17 protein-coding genes are annotated in these 15698 nt (G+C 65.9%); 5 read left to right on the top strand and 12 right to left on the bottom strand.

Annotated features, from left to right (window positions below; genetic code table 11):
* Positions 1-9 precede the first annotated feature (9 nt).
* Positions 10-921, top strand: coding sequence for a methionyl-tRNA formyltransferase (gene fmt, locus AC1P6P_RS10795; RefSeq protein ID WP_481402445.1), 912 nt, complete (start codon positions 10-12; stop codon positions 919-921).
* Positions 921-1658: a tRNA pseudouridine(38-40) synthase TruA gene (gene truA / locus AC1P6P_RS10790; protein ID WP_481402444.1), complete on the top strand. Its 738-nt coding sequence runs from the start codon at positions 921-923 to the stop codon at positions 1656-1658. Before fmt ends, truA begins: the two co-directional genes overlap by 1 nt.
* On the opposite strand, the gene murI is transcribed toward truA, so the two are convergent.
* The 11 genes from murI to rpmH all read right to left on the bottom strand — a co-directional run bounded on the left by murI (position 1652) and on the right by rpmH (position 10573).
* Positions 1652-2458, bottom strand: coding sequence for a glutamate racemase (gene murI, locus AC1P6P_RS10785; protein WP_481402443.1), 807 nt, complete (start codon positions 2456-2458; stop codon positions 1652-1654). The two genes, truA and murI, sit on opposite strands and share 7 nt — an antisense overlap.
* The gene (gene dapE / locus AC1P6P_RS10780; protein WP_481402442.1) at positions 2455-3603 is read right to left on the bottom strand and encodes a succinyl-diaminopimelate desuccinylase; all 1149 of its coding nucleotides are present in this window, start codon (positions 3601-3603) and stop codon (positions 2455-2457) included. The genes murI and dapE overlap by 4 nt, the downstream gene beginning before the upstream one ends.
* 55 nt (positions 3604-3658) lie before the next feature.
* On the bottom strand, positions 3659-4483 hold the full coding sequence (dapD, locus tag AC1P6P_RS10775; protein ID WP_481402441.1) for a 2,3,4,5-tetrahydropyridine-2,6-dicarboxylate N-succinyltransferase: 825 nt from the start codon (positions 4481-4483) through the stop codon (positions 3659-3661).
* 11 nt (positions 4484-4494) lie between these two features.
* Complete coding sequence (locus AC1P6P_RS10770) at positions 4495-5202, bottom strand: pyrimidine 5'-nucleotidase (protein WP_481402440.1); 708 nt, start codon at positions 5200-5202, stop codon at positions 4495-4497.
* Positions 5203-5337: 135 nt separating this feature from the next.
* Positions 5338-6321 carry a DUF1036 domain-containing protein gene (locus AC1P6P_RS10765; protein ID WP_481402439.1) on the bottom strand — a complete coding sequence of 328 codons (984 nt, stop codon included), beginning with the start codon at positions 6319-6321 and terminating at the stop codon, positions 5338-5340.
* Between the two features lies 1 nt (position 6322).
* Complete coding sequence (gene argB, locus AC1P6P_RS10760) at positions 6323-7246, bottom strand: acetylglutamate kinase (protein WP_481402438.1); 924 nt, start codon at positions 7244-7246, stop codon at positions 6323-6325.
* An 11-nt stretch (positions 7247-7257) separates the two neighbouring features.
* Entirely contained in the window at positions 7258-7962 is a 705-nt protein-coding gene (gene yihA / locus AC1P6P_RS10755; RefSeq protein WP_481402437.1) for a ribosome biogenesis GTP-binding protein YihA/YsxC, read from the bottom strand.
* The gene (gene yidC / locus AC1P6P_RS10750; RefSeq protein ID WP_481402436.1) at positions 7923-9755 is read right to left on the bottom strand and encodes a membrane protein insertase YidC; all 1833 of its coding nucleotides are present in this window, start codon (positions 9753-9755) and stop codon (positions 7923-7925) included. Before yidC ends, yihA begins: the two co-directional genes overlap by 40 nt.
* An 18-nt stretch (positions 9756-9773) precedes the next feature.
* Positions 9774-10031, bottom strand: coding sequence for a membrane protein insertion efficiency factor YidD (gene yidD, locus AC1P6P_RS10745; protein ID WP_481402435.1), 258 nt, complete (start codon positions 10029-10031; stop codon positions 9774-9776).
* The gene (gene rnpA / locus AC1P6P_RS10740) at positions 10031-10414 is read right to left on the bottom strand and encodes a ribonuclease P protein component (RefSeq protein ID WP_481402434.1); all 384 of its coding nucleotides are present in this window, start codon (positions 10412-10414) and stop codon (positions 10031-10033) included. The genes yidD and rnpA overlap by 1 nt, the downstream gene beginning before the upstream one ends.
* 24 nt (positions 10415-10438) lie before the next feature.
* The gene (gene rpmH / locus AC1P6P_RS10735; RefSeq protein WP_166935365.1) at positions 10439-10573 is read right to left on the bottom strand and encodes a 50S ribosomal protein L34; all 135 of its coding nucleotides are present in this window, start codon (positions 10571-10573) and stop codon (positions 10439-10441) included.
* A 320-nt stretch (positions 10574-10893) separates the two neighbouring features.
* Between rpmH and AC1P6P_RS10730 the strand changes: the two genes are divergently transcribed.
* Both AC1P6P_RS10730 and AC1P6P_RS10725 read left to right on the top strand, forming a co-directional pair.
* Complete coding sequence (locus AC1P6P_RS10730; protein ID WP_481402433.1) at positions 10894-12405, top strand: sensor histidine kinase; 1512 nt, start codon at positions 10894-10896, stop codon at positions 12403-12405.
* 121 nt (positions 12406-12526) lie between these two features.
* Positions 12527-12916: a hypothetical protein gene (locus AC1P6P_RS10725; RefSeq protein ID WP_481402432.1), complete on the top strand. Its 390-nt coding sequence runs from the start codon at positions 12527-12529 to the stop codon at positions 12914-12916.
* A 51-nt stretch (positions 12917-12967) separates the two neighbouring features.
* Here AC1P6P_RS10725 and ggt read toward each other — a convergent pair whose 3' ends face one another.
* Positions 12968-14647 (bottom strand): gamma-glutamyltransferase, encoded by a 1680-nt coding sequence (gene ggt, locus AC1P6P_RS10720; protein WP_481402431.1) that lies wholly within the window; start codon positions 14645-14647, stop codon positions 12968-12970.
* A gap of 44 nt (positions 14648-14691) precedes the next feature.
* Between ggt and AC1P6P_RS10715 the strand changes: the two genes are divergently transcribed.
* Complete coding sequence (locus AC1P6P_RS10715; protein ID WP_481402430.1) at positions 14692-15690, top strand: P1 family peptidase; 999 nt, start codon at positions 14692-14694, stop codon at positions 15688-15690.
* The last annotated feature ends 8 nt before the right edge of the window (positions 15691-15698 follow it).

The following is a 15698-nucleotide window of genomic DNA, read 5'->3' as shown; positions in this document are numbered from 1 at the left end:
GGGGGACCCATGCGACTTGCATTTATGGGCACGCCGGATTTCGCGGTGCCGCTGCTTGCCGAACTGATCGCAGAAGGCCACGACATCGCCGCGGTCTATTCCCAGCCGGCGCGCCCCAAGGGCCGCGGCATGAAGGAAGAGCCGTCACCGGTCGCCAAGCTGGCGCTGGCGCATGGGCTGGAGGTGCGCACCCCGATATCGCTGCGCCCACCCGAGCCGCAGGCGGAGTTCGCCGCGCTCAATCTCGATGTCGCCGTTGTGGCGGCGTACGGCCTGATCCTGCCCAAGCCGATCCTCGACGCGCCGCGGCTGGGCTGCTGGAATCTGCACGGCTCGCTGCTCCCGCGCTGGCGCGGCGCCGCCCCGATTCAACGTGCGGTGATGGCCGGTGATGCCAAAACCGGCGTCATGGTGATGCAGATGGAAGCGGGCCTGGATACGGGCCTGGTGCTGCTCAGCGAAGAAACCGTCATTGGCCGCAAGACCGCGGGCGAGCTGACCGACGAGTTGGCGGCAAGCGGCGCCAAGCTGATGGCGCGCGGGCTGAAGCTGCTCGGAAGCGGAAATTTCACTGCGGTGCCGCAAGGCGAAGACGGCGTGACCTATGCCAAGAAAATCCTGAAGGACGAAGCCCGCATCGATTGGACGAAATCGGCGGTGGAGGTGGACTGCCACATCCGCGGCCTGTCGCCTTGGCCCGGCGCGTTTTCTGAAGCCACTGGCGAGCGCTTGAAAATCCTCTTCGCCGAACCGGTCGCCGGACAGGGTGCCCCCGGCACGGTGCTCGACGATCAGCTGACCATCGCCTGCGGCGAGGGCGCCATCCGCCTGCTGCGCCTGCAGCGTCCGGGCAAATCCGCGATGGCGGCGGTCGATCTGTTGCGCGGCTGGTCGCTGGCCAAGGGCTCGGTGCTCGCCTGATGCCGCGCTATCGCATCACCGTGGAATATGACGGCGGGCCGTTCGTTGGCTGGCAGCGGCAGGACAACGGGCCGTCGATCCAAGGCACGCTGGAAGCGGCGATCAAATCGTTTTCGTCGGAGACCGTCACCGTCACCGGGGCGGGGCGCACCGATACCGGCGTGCATGCCCTGGGGCAGGTGGCGCATTTCGATCTGGTGAAAGAGTTCCACCCCGACAAAGTCCGCGATGCCCTCAATCATTTCGTGCGGCCGTCGCCGATCGCGGTGGTGAAGGCCGAGATTGCGGCGCCCGATTTTCACGCCCGCTTTTCGGCCACGACGCGTCATTATCTGTACCGCATCGTCTGCCGTCGCGCGCCGCTGGCCCTGGAGCGCGGTCACGCCTGGCAGGTGGTGCACGATCTCGATGCCGACGCCATGCACGCCGCGGCGCAGGAACTCGTCGGCCTGCACGACTTCACCACCTTCCGCGCTTCCGAATGCCAGGCGAAATCGCCGGTCAAGACGCTCGACAAACTGACCGTGCGCCGCGCGCTCGACGAGATTTCGGTGGAAGCGAGCGCGCGCTCGTTCCTGCATCATCAGGTGCGCTCGATGGTCGGCACGCTGAAGCTGGTCGGGGAAGGCAAATGGCGCCCGCGCGATGTCGCCAGCGCACTCGCCGCCTGCGACCGCTCGCGCTGCGGCCCCGTCGCCCCGCCGGACGGGCTCTATTTCGTCAGGGTGGATTACTGAAGATCCACCTGCTCCACGGCGCCGGGATCGATGGCAGTGCCGAAGAAGATTTCGCCGACGCGTGCGAAGCGGTCGGGGGCATCGGTGCAATAGAAGCGATGCTCGCCCGGCTTCGCGGTCGCGCGCAAATTCCGGCCATCGAGCAGGCGCTCGACCGCTTCCGCCGTGATCGCGGCGCTGTCGACAAGCTTGATCTCGGGGCCCACCACGCGCGCGATCACGTCCTTCAAGGCCGGATAATGGGTGCAGCCCAGCACTAGCGCCTTAGGTTTGGGCAGCCGTGCCATCAAGGGATCGAGATAGCGATGCGCCACCGCTTCGGCGATGGGGCCGGCGGTCAGGCCTTCTTCGGCGAGCGGCACGAACAACGGGCACGCCTGCTGAACCACCGGCGCGGTGGAATGGGCATGGATGGCGCGGACATAGGCGCCGCCCTTGACCGTGCCTTCGGTGGCGATGACGCCGATCGGACCATCGGGGGCGGCGCGCAACGCGGCTTCGGCACCCGGCTCGATCACGCCGATCACCGGCAAGGGCGCCAGGGCTTCTTGTAAGGTGGACAAACCGACCGAGGCGGTGTTGCAGGCGATCACCACCAGCTTGACGCCGCGTGCCGTCAGTGCGTGCGCGGCCTGCAAGGCGTAGCGGCGCACGGTGTCGGCGCTTTTGGTGCCATAGGGCAGCCGCGCGGTATCGCCGAGATAGACGAACTGCTCGTCCGGCAATCGCGCGCTCAAGGCTTGCATGACGGTAAGCCCGCCCATGCCCGAATCGAACACGCCGATGGGTGCATTGTTCATGAGAAATACTTGTCGAGAATGGCGGTGTAGATGTCGGTCAAGGTGGCGAGATCGGCGAGCGGCACGCACTCGTTGGACTGGTGCATGGTGGCGTTCATCAGTCCGAGTTCGACCACCGGGCAAAACTCCTTGATGAAGCGCCCGTCCGAGGTGCCGCCGCCGGTGGTATGAAGCGGCACGGTCCCGGTCACGCCGGCGACGGCGCTGTCCAGCACATCCACGAACGGCCCGGGCCCAACCGCATCGGCGACGCCGGAAAGATTGAAGTCGAGCGTGATCACACAGCCGGTATCGTCGGAAACCGATTTGGCCACCGCGTTCAGATGCGCCGCCAGCGTTCCGAACGAATGGGCGTCGTTGAAGCGGATGTTGAAGGCGGCGCTCGCCTTGGCCGGAATGAGATTGCAGGTCGGATTGCCGACATCCACCGTCGAAAAGCCGAGCGTAGAGGGATCGAACAGATCCGTGCCGGCATCAAGCGGCGCCCGTGTCAGCCGCACGATGAACTCGGCCAGCGCGTGCACCGGGTTCTTGGCCTTCTCCGGCCAGGCGACATGGCCCTGCACGCCTTCCACGGTCACGCGCGTGTTGAGCGAGCCGCGGCGGCCGACCTTGAGCCCGTCGCCGATGGCGACGCTCGAGGACGGCTCGCCGATCAGGCAATGATCGAGCGTGATGGCCTTGTCTTTCAGCCAGCGCAGCACTTTCGGCGTGCCGTTGATGGCATCGCCTTCCTCGTCGCCGGTGATCAGGAATACGATCGAGCCCTGCAACGGGCCTTTGGCGAGATGGCGTTCCACCGCCGCGATGAAGCAGGCGATCGCCGACTTCATATCGACGGCGCCGCGCCCGTAAAGGATGCCGTTCTCGACCACGGCACCAAACGGGTCATGCTTCCATAGCGACAACTCGCCCGGCGGCACCACGTCGGTGTGGCCGGCGAAACAGAACACCGGGCCCTCGTCGCCGAGGCGGGCGTAGAGATTTTCGGTGCGCGGGCCGCCATCGCCGGCAAACGGCAGCGGCTCGATGTCGAAGCCGAGGGGGGCGAGCGCGCCGGCCACCACGCCGATGGCGCCTTCGTCGTCAGGCGTGATCGAAGGGCGACGGATCAGGGCCTGGGCAAGCGGAACGGGGTCGATCATCGCGGCGGTGTACCTCCCGCCCCGCGACCGGTCAAATCGCCGTTTTGTGGCGGCCTCAGGGCCGCAGAAGCTCGTTGATGGAGGTTTTGGAACGGGTCTTGGCGTCCACCCGCTTGACGATCACCGGGGCGTAAAGCGCCGGTTTGCCGTCGCCGCCGCCCACCGTGCCCGAAACCACCACCGAGTAAGCCGGCACGCGGCCCTGGAAGGTCTCGCCGGTGGTGCGGTCGACGATGAGCGTGGAGGCGCCGATGGTGACGCCCATGGCGATCACCGAGCCCTCTTCAACGATGACGCCCTCGGTCACCGCCGAACAGGCGCCGACGAAGCAATTGTCCTCGATGATCACGGGCCCGGCCTGCACCGGCTCGAGCACGCCGCCGATCACGACATTGGCCGAGATATGGCAATGGGTGCCGATCTGGCAGGCCGAGCCGATGGTGGCCCAGGAATCGAGCATGGTGCCTTTGCCGACCCAGGCGCCGATATTGACGAAGCTCGGCATCACGATCACGCCCGGCGCCAGAAAGGAGCCATGACGTACGAAGGCGCCCGGCACCGCGCGCACGCCCGAGGCGCGGAAACGCTCTTCGTCCCAGCCGGCGAATTTCATCGGTACCTTGTCCCACCACGACGAGGCGCCGGGGCCGCCGTCGATCAGGGCGTTGTCGTTGAGGCGGAACGACAGCAAAATCGCCTTTTTCAGCCACTGATGCACAGTCCAGACGCCATTGATCTTCTCGGCGACGCGCACCAACCCGGCATCGAGGCCGCCAAGCGCGGAGTCCACCGCCTCGCGCACTTCGCCTTCGGTCTGCAGATTGATCTGGTCGCGGATTTCCCAGGCGCGGTCGATGATGCTGGCGAGCTCGTGCGTCATGGCAGGTCCCTTCAGAGCCGGATGGTCTGAAGGAAATCGGCGAGATCGTCAATCTCGTGGTGGAAATGGCGGCCGGGCGCAGCCGCGGTCTGCGGCCCCTGGATCGACCAGCGCGAATCCGAGCGGATGAATACCGTCGTCATGCCGAGGTCCTGCGCCGGCACGAGATTGCGCGCGGTATCCTCGAACATCGCCGCCGTCGCCGGCGCGAAGCCGCCCGCCGCCACCACCTTAGTGTAGGCTTCGGGGCGCGGCTTGGGCACGAAGCCGAGGGTGTGGATGTCCCAGATGTCGTCCCAGAGGCCATCGAGCCCGATCTGCCGCAGCACCCGCTCGGCATGGTTGCGGCTGCCGTTGGTGAAGATGAAGCGGCGACCGGGAAGGCGCGTCAGCGCGGTGCGCAAGACGGGCTCGGCGTGCAGCGGCGTCAGATCGACGTCGTGGACGTAATTGAGGAACTCGTCGGGATCGACGTGATCGCACTCCATCAGCCCGCGCAAGGTCGAGCCATAGGTGCGGAAATAGAAGTGCTGCAGCGTGTAGGCTTCGCCCGGGTGGACATCGAGGCGGTGGGCGATGAACTCGGTCATGCGCGATTCGATCGCCGCGAACAGGTTGGAATCGGCGTGATAAAGGGTGTTGTCGAGATCGAAGATAAAGGTCTTCACCGCCCGGAAATCGGGGGCTTCGTGCGCCGGATGATCGGAAGGAACAGCCATGGCGGTGCCTCTGTCGCGACCACTATGCGCCAGCGCCCTTTTCCCGAGCCTTAACCGCCGCGCGCCCATGGTAAACGCTGGTTAACGGCCGAAACAAGCACGTAAAACCCCTCTCCCCTTCGTGGGCGAGGAGGATCACTTCCCCAGTCCGTTGGCGGTGACGTGGGCGGTGTAGCCGGGGCTGGCGCCGGTGTGGGTTTGGGCAAAACCGGCTTCCACAAGGCCGCGGGCGGCGCAGCGCTCGTTGCCCTGGATGTCGAATTCGATATTGGTGACGCAGAATTTCGCCGGGCCTTGCACCAGCGCGGCGGCCTTGCTGCGTTCCACCCGCAGCCAGATCGTCTTGCCGGCAAGGCTTTCGGTGATGAGCTGCGAGCAGGCGCCGCCCGCCACCGTCCACCAGCCGCGGCTGGCCTTGACCGGCCCCTTCTGGCTCACCATGTCGAGCCCGATGGCGGCATAGACTTCGCCCTGGGTGTCGTTGCACAGCGTGTAGCCGCTCGCGTTCGCCGCTTTCAGCGCTTCGGTTTCCAGCGCATCGAACAGCGCCGCCGTGGGCGCATTGGGCGCCAGATGAACGCGGGCGCGGAACGCCTTCAGCGCGTCATCAACTTGGCGGTCGGTCGCTGCGGTACGTACGCCGATATCGGTGAGGAGGCGCTTCAGCCCGGCGCGTTCGGCTGCTTGCAGTGACGGGAAATCGGGGGTGTCGTGGAAGCTCGTCGTCCAGCTGCGCAGGTGCTGGGTCGAAATCTCGGCGAAATTCAGTTCGTAACTGTCGCCGCTGCAGCGGGCGTTGAGGCTGCCGCGCCAGGAGAAGTCCTTGTCTTTGGCACAGACGCGGGTGGCACCGCTCCAGGCCCGCGGCGCCCCGGCGTGAGCACGGCTCGTCTTGGCATAAAGGTAATAGGCTTGCGCCGTCAGATCGCCCCGAATCGCTTCGGCGCAGGCCCCGGGCGCCAGCCGCGTCCAGCCTTTGACCGTGGCGTCGGGCATGGTGAGCGCGGCGGTGGCGGCATAGAGGACGGTGCTGGTGCGATTGCACAGCGTCAGACCGGCCTCAGCCGGCGCGCCCAAGGCCGCCAGAGCGAACACCCAAGCGAAGACCCCCCGTTTCATTTCATTCGGCTGTGATCAGGGTTCCGGCGCCGTGCTGGGTGAAGAGTTCGAGCAGCAGCACATGGGGAATACGCCCGTCGAGGATGACCGCGGCCGACACCCCGCTCTCCACCGCTTCGATGGCGGTTTCGATTTTCGGGATCATGCCGCCCTTGATGGTGCCGTCGGCGATCAGGGTGCGCGCTTCGCCGAGGCTGAGGCGCGGGATCAGCTTGCCGTCCTTGTCGAGCACGCCGTCGACGTCGGTCAAGAGGATCAGGCGCTCGGCCTGCATCGCGCCCGCCACCGCGCCGGCGACGGTATCGGCGTTGATGTTGTAGCTCTCGCCATGGCGGCCGACGCCGACCGGCGCGATCACCGGGATGAGATCGGACTTGATGAAGGTGCGCAGCACCTCCGGATTGATCTCGTCGGGTTCGCCGACGAAGCCGAGATCGACGGGCTTGGACTCGTGCGTCTCGGGATCGATCTTCATGCGCTCGAGCTTCTTGGCGACGATGAGCTTGGCGTCGGTGCCCGACAGGCCGACCGCATGGCCGCCGGCGCCGTTGATGCCGGTGACGATCTGCTTGTTGACGGTTCCGACTAGCACCATTTCGACCACGTCCATGGTCGCCTTGTCGGTGACGCGCAGGCCGTCGATGAACTGCGACGGGATCGAAAGCTTTTTCAGCATGGCGCCGATCTGCGGGCCGCCGCCGTGCACCACCACCGGCTCGATGCCGGTCTGCTTCATCAGGACGATGTCCTGGGAGAAATCGTGGGCGCTGTTTTCGTCCATGGCGTTGCCGCCGAACTTCACCACCACGACCTTCTGGTCGTATTGCAGGATGAAGGGCAGGGCTTCCACCAGCACCCGCGCGGTCGAGCGCCAGCGCGCCATCGAGCGCAGGTTTTTGTCGCCCAGATCGTCGGAAAAGGCCATTGCTCAGAGTCTCAAGAAGTCGGTGGCTTATAACCCGAACTTCGCGTCTGCGCCAACGCTGCCATGTGGCACTGGACGTCGGAAAGCCCGGCGGCGATGTAGGCCGAGGTGGCGAACAGATGGGGATAGGCGGCGGTGTGGGTCTTGGCCTCAGCCTCCACTTTCGCGCGCATTTGGGCAAGCTCGGCCGGCTTCAGGCTGTCGGTCTTGGTCAGCACCGGGGCATAGGACACCGCCGACTTGTCGAGCAGTTCCATCACCGCGTGGTCGACGTCCATGATGCCGCGGCGGGCGTCGATCAGGAGCATGACGCGCTGCAGATTGGCGCGGCCCCTGAGATAGGCGAAAATCATGTTCTGCCACTCGGCGGCCAGCTCTTTGGAGGCCTTGGCATAGCCGTAGCCGGGCAGGTCGACCAGCATCAGCGTGCCGCCGAGGTCGAAGAAATTGATCTCGCGGGTGCGACCCGGGGTCTGCGATACGCGCGCCAGCGCTTTGCGGCCGGTGAGCGCGTTGATCAGGCTCGACTTGCCGACGTTGGAACGGCCGGCAAAGGCGATCTCGGGCAGCTTGGCGGGCGGCAGGCCGTCGACGGACTGCGCCCCCCAGACGAACTTGGCCTCGCCGGCGAACAGTTTCTTCGCCAGCACCGGATCAGCGACGCGCTCGCCTTCTTTCACGCCGCCGCCTTTTTGCCGAACAGCTTCTTCAGCCATGGCATGTTGTTGAACAGGTGAATTTCCACCCCTTCGCGCTTCATCATGTAGCCCTGCTGCGCCATCGAGAGCAGGTTGTTCCAGGTGTAGTAGATCACCAGGCCGGCCGGGAAGGTCGCGAACATGAAGGTGAAGATCAGCGGCATCAGCGCGAACATCTTCTGCTGCATCGGATCGGTCGCCGACGGATTCATCTTCATCTGCACCCATTGGGTGGCGCCCATGATGATCGGCCAGGCACCGACATGGAGCAGGAACCCGATGTAGGGAATGTTGTCCGGCACGGTGTAGGGCAGCAGGCCGAACAGATTGGCGTAGGTGGTCGGATCGGGCGCCGACAGATCGTGGATCCAGCCCCAGAACGGGGCATGAAACATCTCGATGGTGACGACCTGGACCTTGTAGAAGGCGAACAGGATCGGGAACTGGATCAGCATCGGCAGGCATCCGGCGACCGGATTGGCCTTTTCGCGCTTGAACAGCTCCATCATCTCGGTCTGCTGCTTCTGCTGATCGTCGGCGTACTTCTTCTTGAGCGCCTCCATCTGCGGCTGCAGCTTCTTCATCTTGCCCATCGATTTGAACTGATGGTTCGCCATCGGATAGAGGATCAGGCGCAAGAGAATGGTGGCGAGGATGATGGCGATGCCGAAATTGCCCACCAGCTTGAAGATCTGGTCGAGCACCCAGAACAGCGGCCGGGTGAACATCCAGAACCAGCCCCAGTCGGTGGCGTAGTCGAACATCTCGATCGATTGCGTCTTTTCGTAATGGCGCAGGATCGCAACCACCTTGGCGCCGGCGAACAGGCGATGGGTGACGCTGACGGTGCCGCCGGGCTGCAGGTTGCGGGCGCCTAGGATGTAGTTCGACTGATACGACTTGGCCGAACCCCACGGGGTGGCGCGGAAGGTGCCCGAGAACTTCTCGTTCTGCGGCGGCACCACGGCGGCCATCCAGTATTTGTCGGTGATGCCGAGCCAGCCGCCGGTGGATTCGAAATTGAGAGGCTGGGCGTCGTCCTTGTCGTAATCCTTGTAGGTCTTGTCCTTGAGGTTGCCGTCGCCGACGCCGACGAAGCCTTCGTGCAGAAGATAAGTGACGAAGTGCTTGTCGACCTTCGGCACGCCGTCGCGCACGACGAGGGCGTGGGGATAGAGCGTGGTCTTGGCACCGGCGGTCTCTTTGACGCTGTCGGTGACGGTGAACAGGTACTGCTCATCGACCGCGATCTGGCGCGTGAAGACGAGGCCATGGCCGTTGTCCCAGGTGAGGGTCACCGGATGGCCCGGGGCGAGTGCGGCGCCGGCAGTCTCGGTCCACACCGTCTTGTCGTCGGGCACCTGCGTGGCGCGATCGGCCGGGCTCCAGCCGAACTGGGCGAAATAGGGGTTCTCCGAACCCGACGGGGCCAAGAGGTCGATATTGGCGCTCTTGGGGTCGGTGGAAACGTGATAGTTCTTGAGCTTCAGGTCATCGAAGCGCGCGCCCTTCAGAAGCAGCGAGCCTTTCAACGTCGGGGTGTCGATGGCGATGCGGGCGCCGCCGAGCTTGAGGGCCGCGTCACGCGTCAGCGCCGCACTCTGCAACGGCTGGGTACCGCTCGTCGGCGCCGCGATCGCGGTCGGAGCTTCGCCGGTCGGGCTCTGCGCCGGTTTGGAAGCCTCTTTCTGCTGCGTCGCGACAGGTGGGTTTTTGGGGTGAGGGCCCCACATCATCTGGGCGCCCATCCACGCCGCGAAAACGAGAATCGAGAGGGCGAGGGCGACGAACAGATTGCGGTTGTTGTCCATGGAAGTCCTGCAGAAGTCCTATCGCGGTGGAACCGGGTCGTAACCTTGGCGGCCGCCGAGCCATTTGATCGGGTGACAGCGCAACAGCCGCCGGATCGTCAGGTACAGGCCCTTCAAGGGACCATGTACCCGGATGGCTTCGATGGCGTATTGCGAGCACGTCGGGGTGAAACGGCAGGACGGCGGCAACAATGGGGAAATGGTGTAGCGGTAGAAGCGGATCGGCGCGATCAGGACCGCCCCGGCAATCTGCCGCAGCCTCTCACTCAAGCCCATCAGCGTTCTCCGGCCCCTTCAACCGAGGCGAGCTTCACATGGGCTGCGGCGAGGGTTTGGGCAAGGTCTTTCGTCAGGTCGGCGAAGTCCCGCGTCAGCGTGACGGGGCGGGCGATGAGAACATAATCGGTACATTCGTACGCCGAAATCGGCAGCACGGCCTGGGCGAGGGCCCTCAGGCGCCGCTTGGCCCGATTGCGCGCCACCGCATTGCCGACCTTCTTGGAGGCGGTAAACCCAACACGAAAGCACCCCGGACGGGCCTTGGCCGCCGGGGTAACGCAGATTTCCAGGGTTAAGCCTGCAGAACTCCGGCGTATCCCCTTCTGGGCACGCAAGAAATCGGCGCGGGTCGGGAGGCGGTCGGCCTTGAGATCAGCCATGGCCTGCCTTGCGCGGGCCCGGTCTTAGGCGGACAGCTTCTGACGGCCGTGGGCACGACGGCGGGACAACACCTGACGACCACTCTTGGTGGCCATACGGGCACGAAAGCCGTGGCGGCGTTTGCGCACGAGCTTGCTGGGCTGATAAGTGCGCTTCATGGGCACATCTCCGGTAGGCGAAAAGAGGCGGGGGTTCTAAGCATTGGGGCTCCGCCTGTCAACGCCCCGGCTTGCCCCAGACTTCGCGGCCTGCCATCTGGGGCGGCAATAGTTCCGGCCTCGTTAGCCGAGGTCGCGCCCGCCCACAACCTGGCTGGGAAGTTTCCGCCGCGCGCCGGCGTTCCTGGCACCCGGCATCTCGTTCCGGGCAGGCGGCGGCCGTATGCAGGCATGCGCTGTGCTCATGCCTCGGCGCAGATGGCGATTTGGCGGGCGGCAGCCTTTTTTTTGCCCCGGGCCGGGCGCGATATGTCCGCGGCATGAACATCAGGACGGGGCAGCTCCAGGGGGTATGGAGCCTCGTGGCGCACAGCCTGTCGGGGCGATTGCTGCTGTTGACCGTGCTCTATGTGCTGGCGTCGATGGCGCTGATCTTCCTGCCGGCGATGGGGATCGAGGAGCGCGACATCCTCGGCGATCACATCCTGTCGGCGGAACTGTCCATCCTGCCGTTCACCACCCCGAACCAGGACTGGCCCGACGATCTGCGCCAGAACCTGCTGCGCCACGCCGATGCCGACGAAGTGCTCTTACGCCGCCAGTACCAGCGCGATTATTTCCAGATCGGCATGCCCCATTCCAAGATCGACCGCACCATCGATCTGCAGCGCGAGCGATTGTGGCGCGACATCATCAATGCCCTCGATTGCCTGGCGAACGACGGCCAGCGCACTTTGCATGTGATCGCGCCGACCCAGATCAAGGATGCGTCGTCGATCTCCATCATCCTGTCGGAGGCGCCGATCCGGGCCGAGCTGATGCGCTATGCGCGCCGGGTGATGCTCGCCGCCGCCTTCATTTCGGGACTGACCGGCGCGCTGGTGTTTCTCAGCCTCTATTTCTTCGCGGTGCGCCCGATGCGGCGGATCACCCGCGCCATGGGGGCGTTCCACGAAAATCCCGAGGACGCCTCGCGCATCATCGTGCCGAGTGCGCGCGCCGACGAGATCGGCCTCGCCGAACGCGAACTCGCGGCGATGCAGAAGGACCTTTACGGCTATTTGCGCCAGAAGGAGCGGCTGGCGGCGGTCGGCGCGGCGGTGTCGCGCATCCAGCACGATCTGCGCAACATCCTCGCCAACGCCCAGCTTGCCTGCGACCGCGTTGCCGGCTCGGGCGATCCCGAAGTGCAGCGCCTGGCGCCGCGGCTGATGACGGCAATCGACCGCGCCATCGCGCTCGCCACCTCCACGCTGCAATACGGCCGCGCCCGCGACCTGCCGCCGATGGCGGTGGCGTTCGCGCTGCATGGCCTGATCGAGGAAGCCGCCGCCGCCGCGCTCGAAAGCCATGCGGCCATTACGCTCGACAATCGCGTGGCCGAGGATTTGATGGTGCGCGCCGATCGTGATCAGCTTTTTCGCGCCGTGCTCAATCTGGTGAAAAATGCCGGCGAAGCGGTGGAGAGAAGCCAGGAAAAGTGTGAAACGGTTTTCCGTCCGGCTGCTCGACCAGAAAAAAAAGAGAGCTGTCGGGAAAAATGCGCCGCGGTGCCGGCCATTGCGGGGCCAATCACGCCACGCAGTGCCGTCACCGTGTCGGCGGTGTGCGACGACGGCTTGGTGGCGATCGATATCGCCGATACCGGCCTCGGTCTTTCCGAGACGGTGCGCGCCCGCCTGTTCCAGCCGTTCGTGTCGGCCGGACGCCCCGGTGGTTCGGGCCTCGGCCTTGCCATCGCCCGCGACCTCGCCCGCGGCCATGGCGGCGATGTGGTGCTGGTCTCCTCCGGCCCCGACGGCACCGTCTTCCGCATCACGCTGCCGGCCTAATCGGCGCGATCAGGATCGTGAGGCGCACGGCCTTGGCGCAAACCGAGATTTCTCTGCGCTGTTCACCTCACTCCCAAACGATCGCTGAATAGGCATAATAGGTTCGGATGGGATGGGGGGAATGATGACGCGCAACAGATTGGCGGGACTGCTCGCAAGCGTGGCGATGATGGCGGTACCGAGCATGGCCGCGGATGCAAGCCAACCGGCGGGCGCTAAATATCTCGCCATATCGGTGGCGCAACAGGTCCTGCGGTGCTGGAAGCCGCCCGTCGCGGCACCGGACACAAAAGGCATTGCTGTCCGGCTCGACATCCGCCTCAGCATCGAGGGCCGATTGGCCGCGATGCCGACGCCCGCCGAATCGCTCGATCTGAGCGATCCCAACGTGAAGGCGGCGATTCTGACGGCGACGAAGGCCGTTTACGCCTGCGCGCCGTACAATCTGCCGGCCGAGCGGTATTCGGTGTGGAAAGAGATCATCGTCGCGTTCGATCCGCGGATGCTGTAATCCGCTCGTAGCCTACGAATGGCTGCGCCGTCGCGACGCGCGATCTTTCTTTCACTCCCCCACCGCGACGCCTTCGCGCCGGGGATCGGCGGCGCCGATATAGCCGCCGGGCACGCGCTTGATGACATGCAGGCCGCTGGTTTCGCTCGCCAGCGGATGGACGTCGTAGCCGAGCGCGGCGAGGCGCGGCGCCAGCGCCGAGAGGGCGGCGCTGTTTTCGAGGATCAGCGGCCCATTCGGTTCGACGACATGCGGCAGCGCCACCGCTTGGGCCGGATCGAGGCCGCCATCCAGCATCGCGATCACCGCCTGGGCGACATAATCGATGATGGCGGGCCCGCCGGGCGAGCCGACCGCGATGAGGAATTTGCCGCCCTGATCGAACACCAGCGTCGGCGCCATTGAACTCATTGGCCGCTTGCCGGGGGAAGGGGCGTTGGCCACCGACTTGCCATCCTTGACCGGCACGAAGGAAAAATCGGTCAGCTCGTTGTTGAGCACGAAGCCGCCGCTCATCATCTGCGATCCGAGGAAGGATTCGACCGTGGTGGTCATCGCTACCACCCGGCCGTCGTCGTCGACGATCGACAGATGGCTGGTGCCTTCCTGCTCGGCGGTATCGCCGCGGCCGAACTCGGCCTTCATCAGCGGCGGCGTTCCCGGCCGGGCTTCGCCGCCATCGCGGGTCGGATCGATCAGGCGCGAGCGGTCGGCGAGATAGGCGTGCTGCAGCAGCCCCGCCACCGGCACCTTGACGAAGGCGGGATCGCCGACGAACTGGCCGCGGTCGGCATACGCCAGCCGGCTCGCCTGCGCGAACAGATGAATGCCCGCGACGCTGTCGGGCTGGAGCGACGACGATGGGAAGCGCTCCACCAGCTTCAGGATCTGCAACACCGCAATGCCGCCCGACGACGGCGGCGCCATCGAACAGATTTTGTAGACGCGATACAGCGCACACACCGGTGCCCGTTCCACGGCGCGATAGCGGGCGAGATCGGCCAGCGTCATGCCGCCCGGCTGCGGCGCCCCGCTGCGGACGCGGGCGACAATCGCCTGCGCGATCGGGCCACTATAGAAGGCACGGGCCCCGTTGGCCGCAATGGCGCGGAAGGTGGCGGCAAGCTCGGGATTTTTCACGATGTCGCCGGGCTTCAAGGGCGCGCCGTCGGGCCGGGAAAAATGGCGCTGGATGTCGGGCCGGCCGGCGATGTCGGGATTGTTCGCGAGCAGATGCGTCAGCTTGGCGGTGACGGGATAGCCGTGCTCGGCCAGCGCGATGGCGGGCTCGAACAGGCGTGCCCAGGCGAGCTTGCCGTATTTCTTGTGCGCCTGTTCCAGCATCGCGAGCGTGCCCGGCACGCCGACCGACAGCCCGCCCGGAATGGCGTCGCGATGGGCGCGCGGGTTGCCCGCCGCATCAAGGAACATGGTCGGCGTCGCCGAAGCCGGCGCGGTCTCGCGGCCGTCGAAGCTCGTCACCTTGTTCTTGGCCGGATCGTACAGCATCAGGAAGGCGCCGCCGCCGATGCCCGAGGATTCCGGCTCCACCAGCGTCAGCACCGCTTGCGCTGCAATCGCGGCATCGACCGCCGATCCGCCCTGGCGCAGCATTTTGAGGCCGGCGTCGGCGGCGAGCGGATTGGCGGCGGCGATCATGTGGTGCTGGGCCGGCGCGCCTGCCGCCGGGAGCATCACCAGGACGAAGAAAATCGCAGCCAGCCGTTTCATGCGGTCTCTTTCGGGAAAAGCCGTGGCAGGCTAGCGTCTCCCCCATGATCCGCAAAGGCGAATTGAACCGCATCACCGACGTGCCCGGCCTCGTGGTCGGCAATGCCGAAGATTTTTCCATCCGCACCGGCGTCACCGTGCTGCTGCCCGAACGGCCGATGGCGGCGGCGGTAGATGTTCGCGGCGGGGCGCCCGGCAGCCGCGAAACCGACGCCCTCGATCCGGTGTCGCTGGTGGAAGGCATCGACGGATTGTTCCTCGCCGGTGGCTCCGCCTTCGGTCTCGATGCCGGCGGCGGGGTGCAGGAGCATTTGCGCGCGATCGGCCGCGGCTACGAGATCGCGCCCGGCTTGCCGCGCGTTCCGGTGGTGGCGGGCGCCATCCTGTTCGATCTGGCGAGTGGCGGCGACAAAAACTGGACCGAGAACCCCTATCGCTATCTCGGGCGCGCCGCTGCCGAAACGGCGGCCCGCGATTTCGCACTTGGCAATGCCGGGGCGGGGCTGGGCGCCGTCGCCGGCGCCTATAAGGGCGGTCTCGGCAGCGCCTCAGCGGTGCTGGAGAGCGGCGTGACGGTCGGGGCGCTGGTGGCGGTCAATGCCGTCGGCTCTCCGGTGATGCCGGGTGGCGCGGCGCTGTGGGCCGCTCCGTTCGAAATGGACGGCGAATTCGGCGGCCGTCGTCCCGGACCGGTCCGCGCCATCGGCCTGCCCACCGATATGAAAGGAGCGATCCAGCCCGGCGCCAACACCACCATCGCCGTGGTTGCGACCGATGCCGATCTTTCCCGGATCGAACTCAAGCGCCTCGCCATCATGGCCGCCGACGGTTTCGCCCGCGCCTTGCGCCCCGTCCATACGCCGTTCGATGGCGATCTGGTCTACGCGGTGTCGACCCGCCGCCGGCCGGTAAGTGGTCCCCTCGCGGTGCTGGAACTGGGTGCGCTCGCCGCCGATACGATCGCAAGGGCCATCGCTCGCGGGGTGTGGGAGGCCAGGACGCTGGGGTCGTTCCGCGCCGTTCGCGACGTCTTTCCCGCATAAGAAAACGG

This window comes from Rhizomicrobium sp. (genome assembly GCF_056722145.1).
This window is presented reverse-complemented; position numbering and strand designations above follow the sequence as displayed.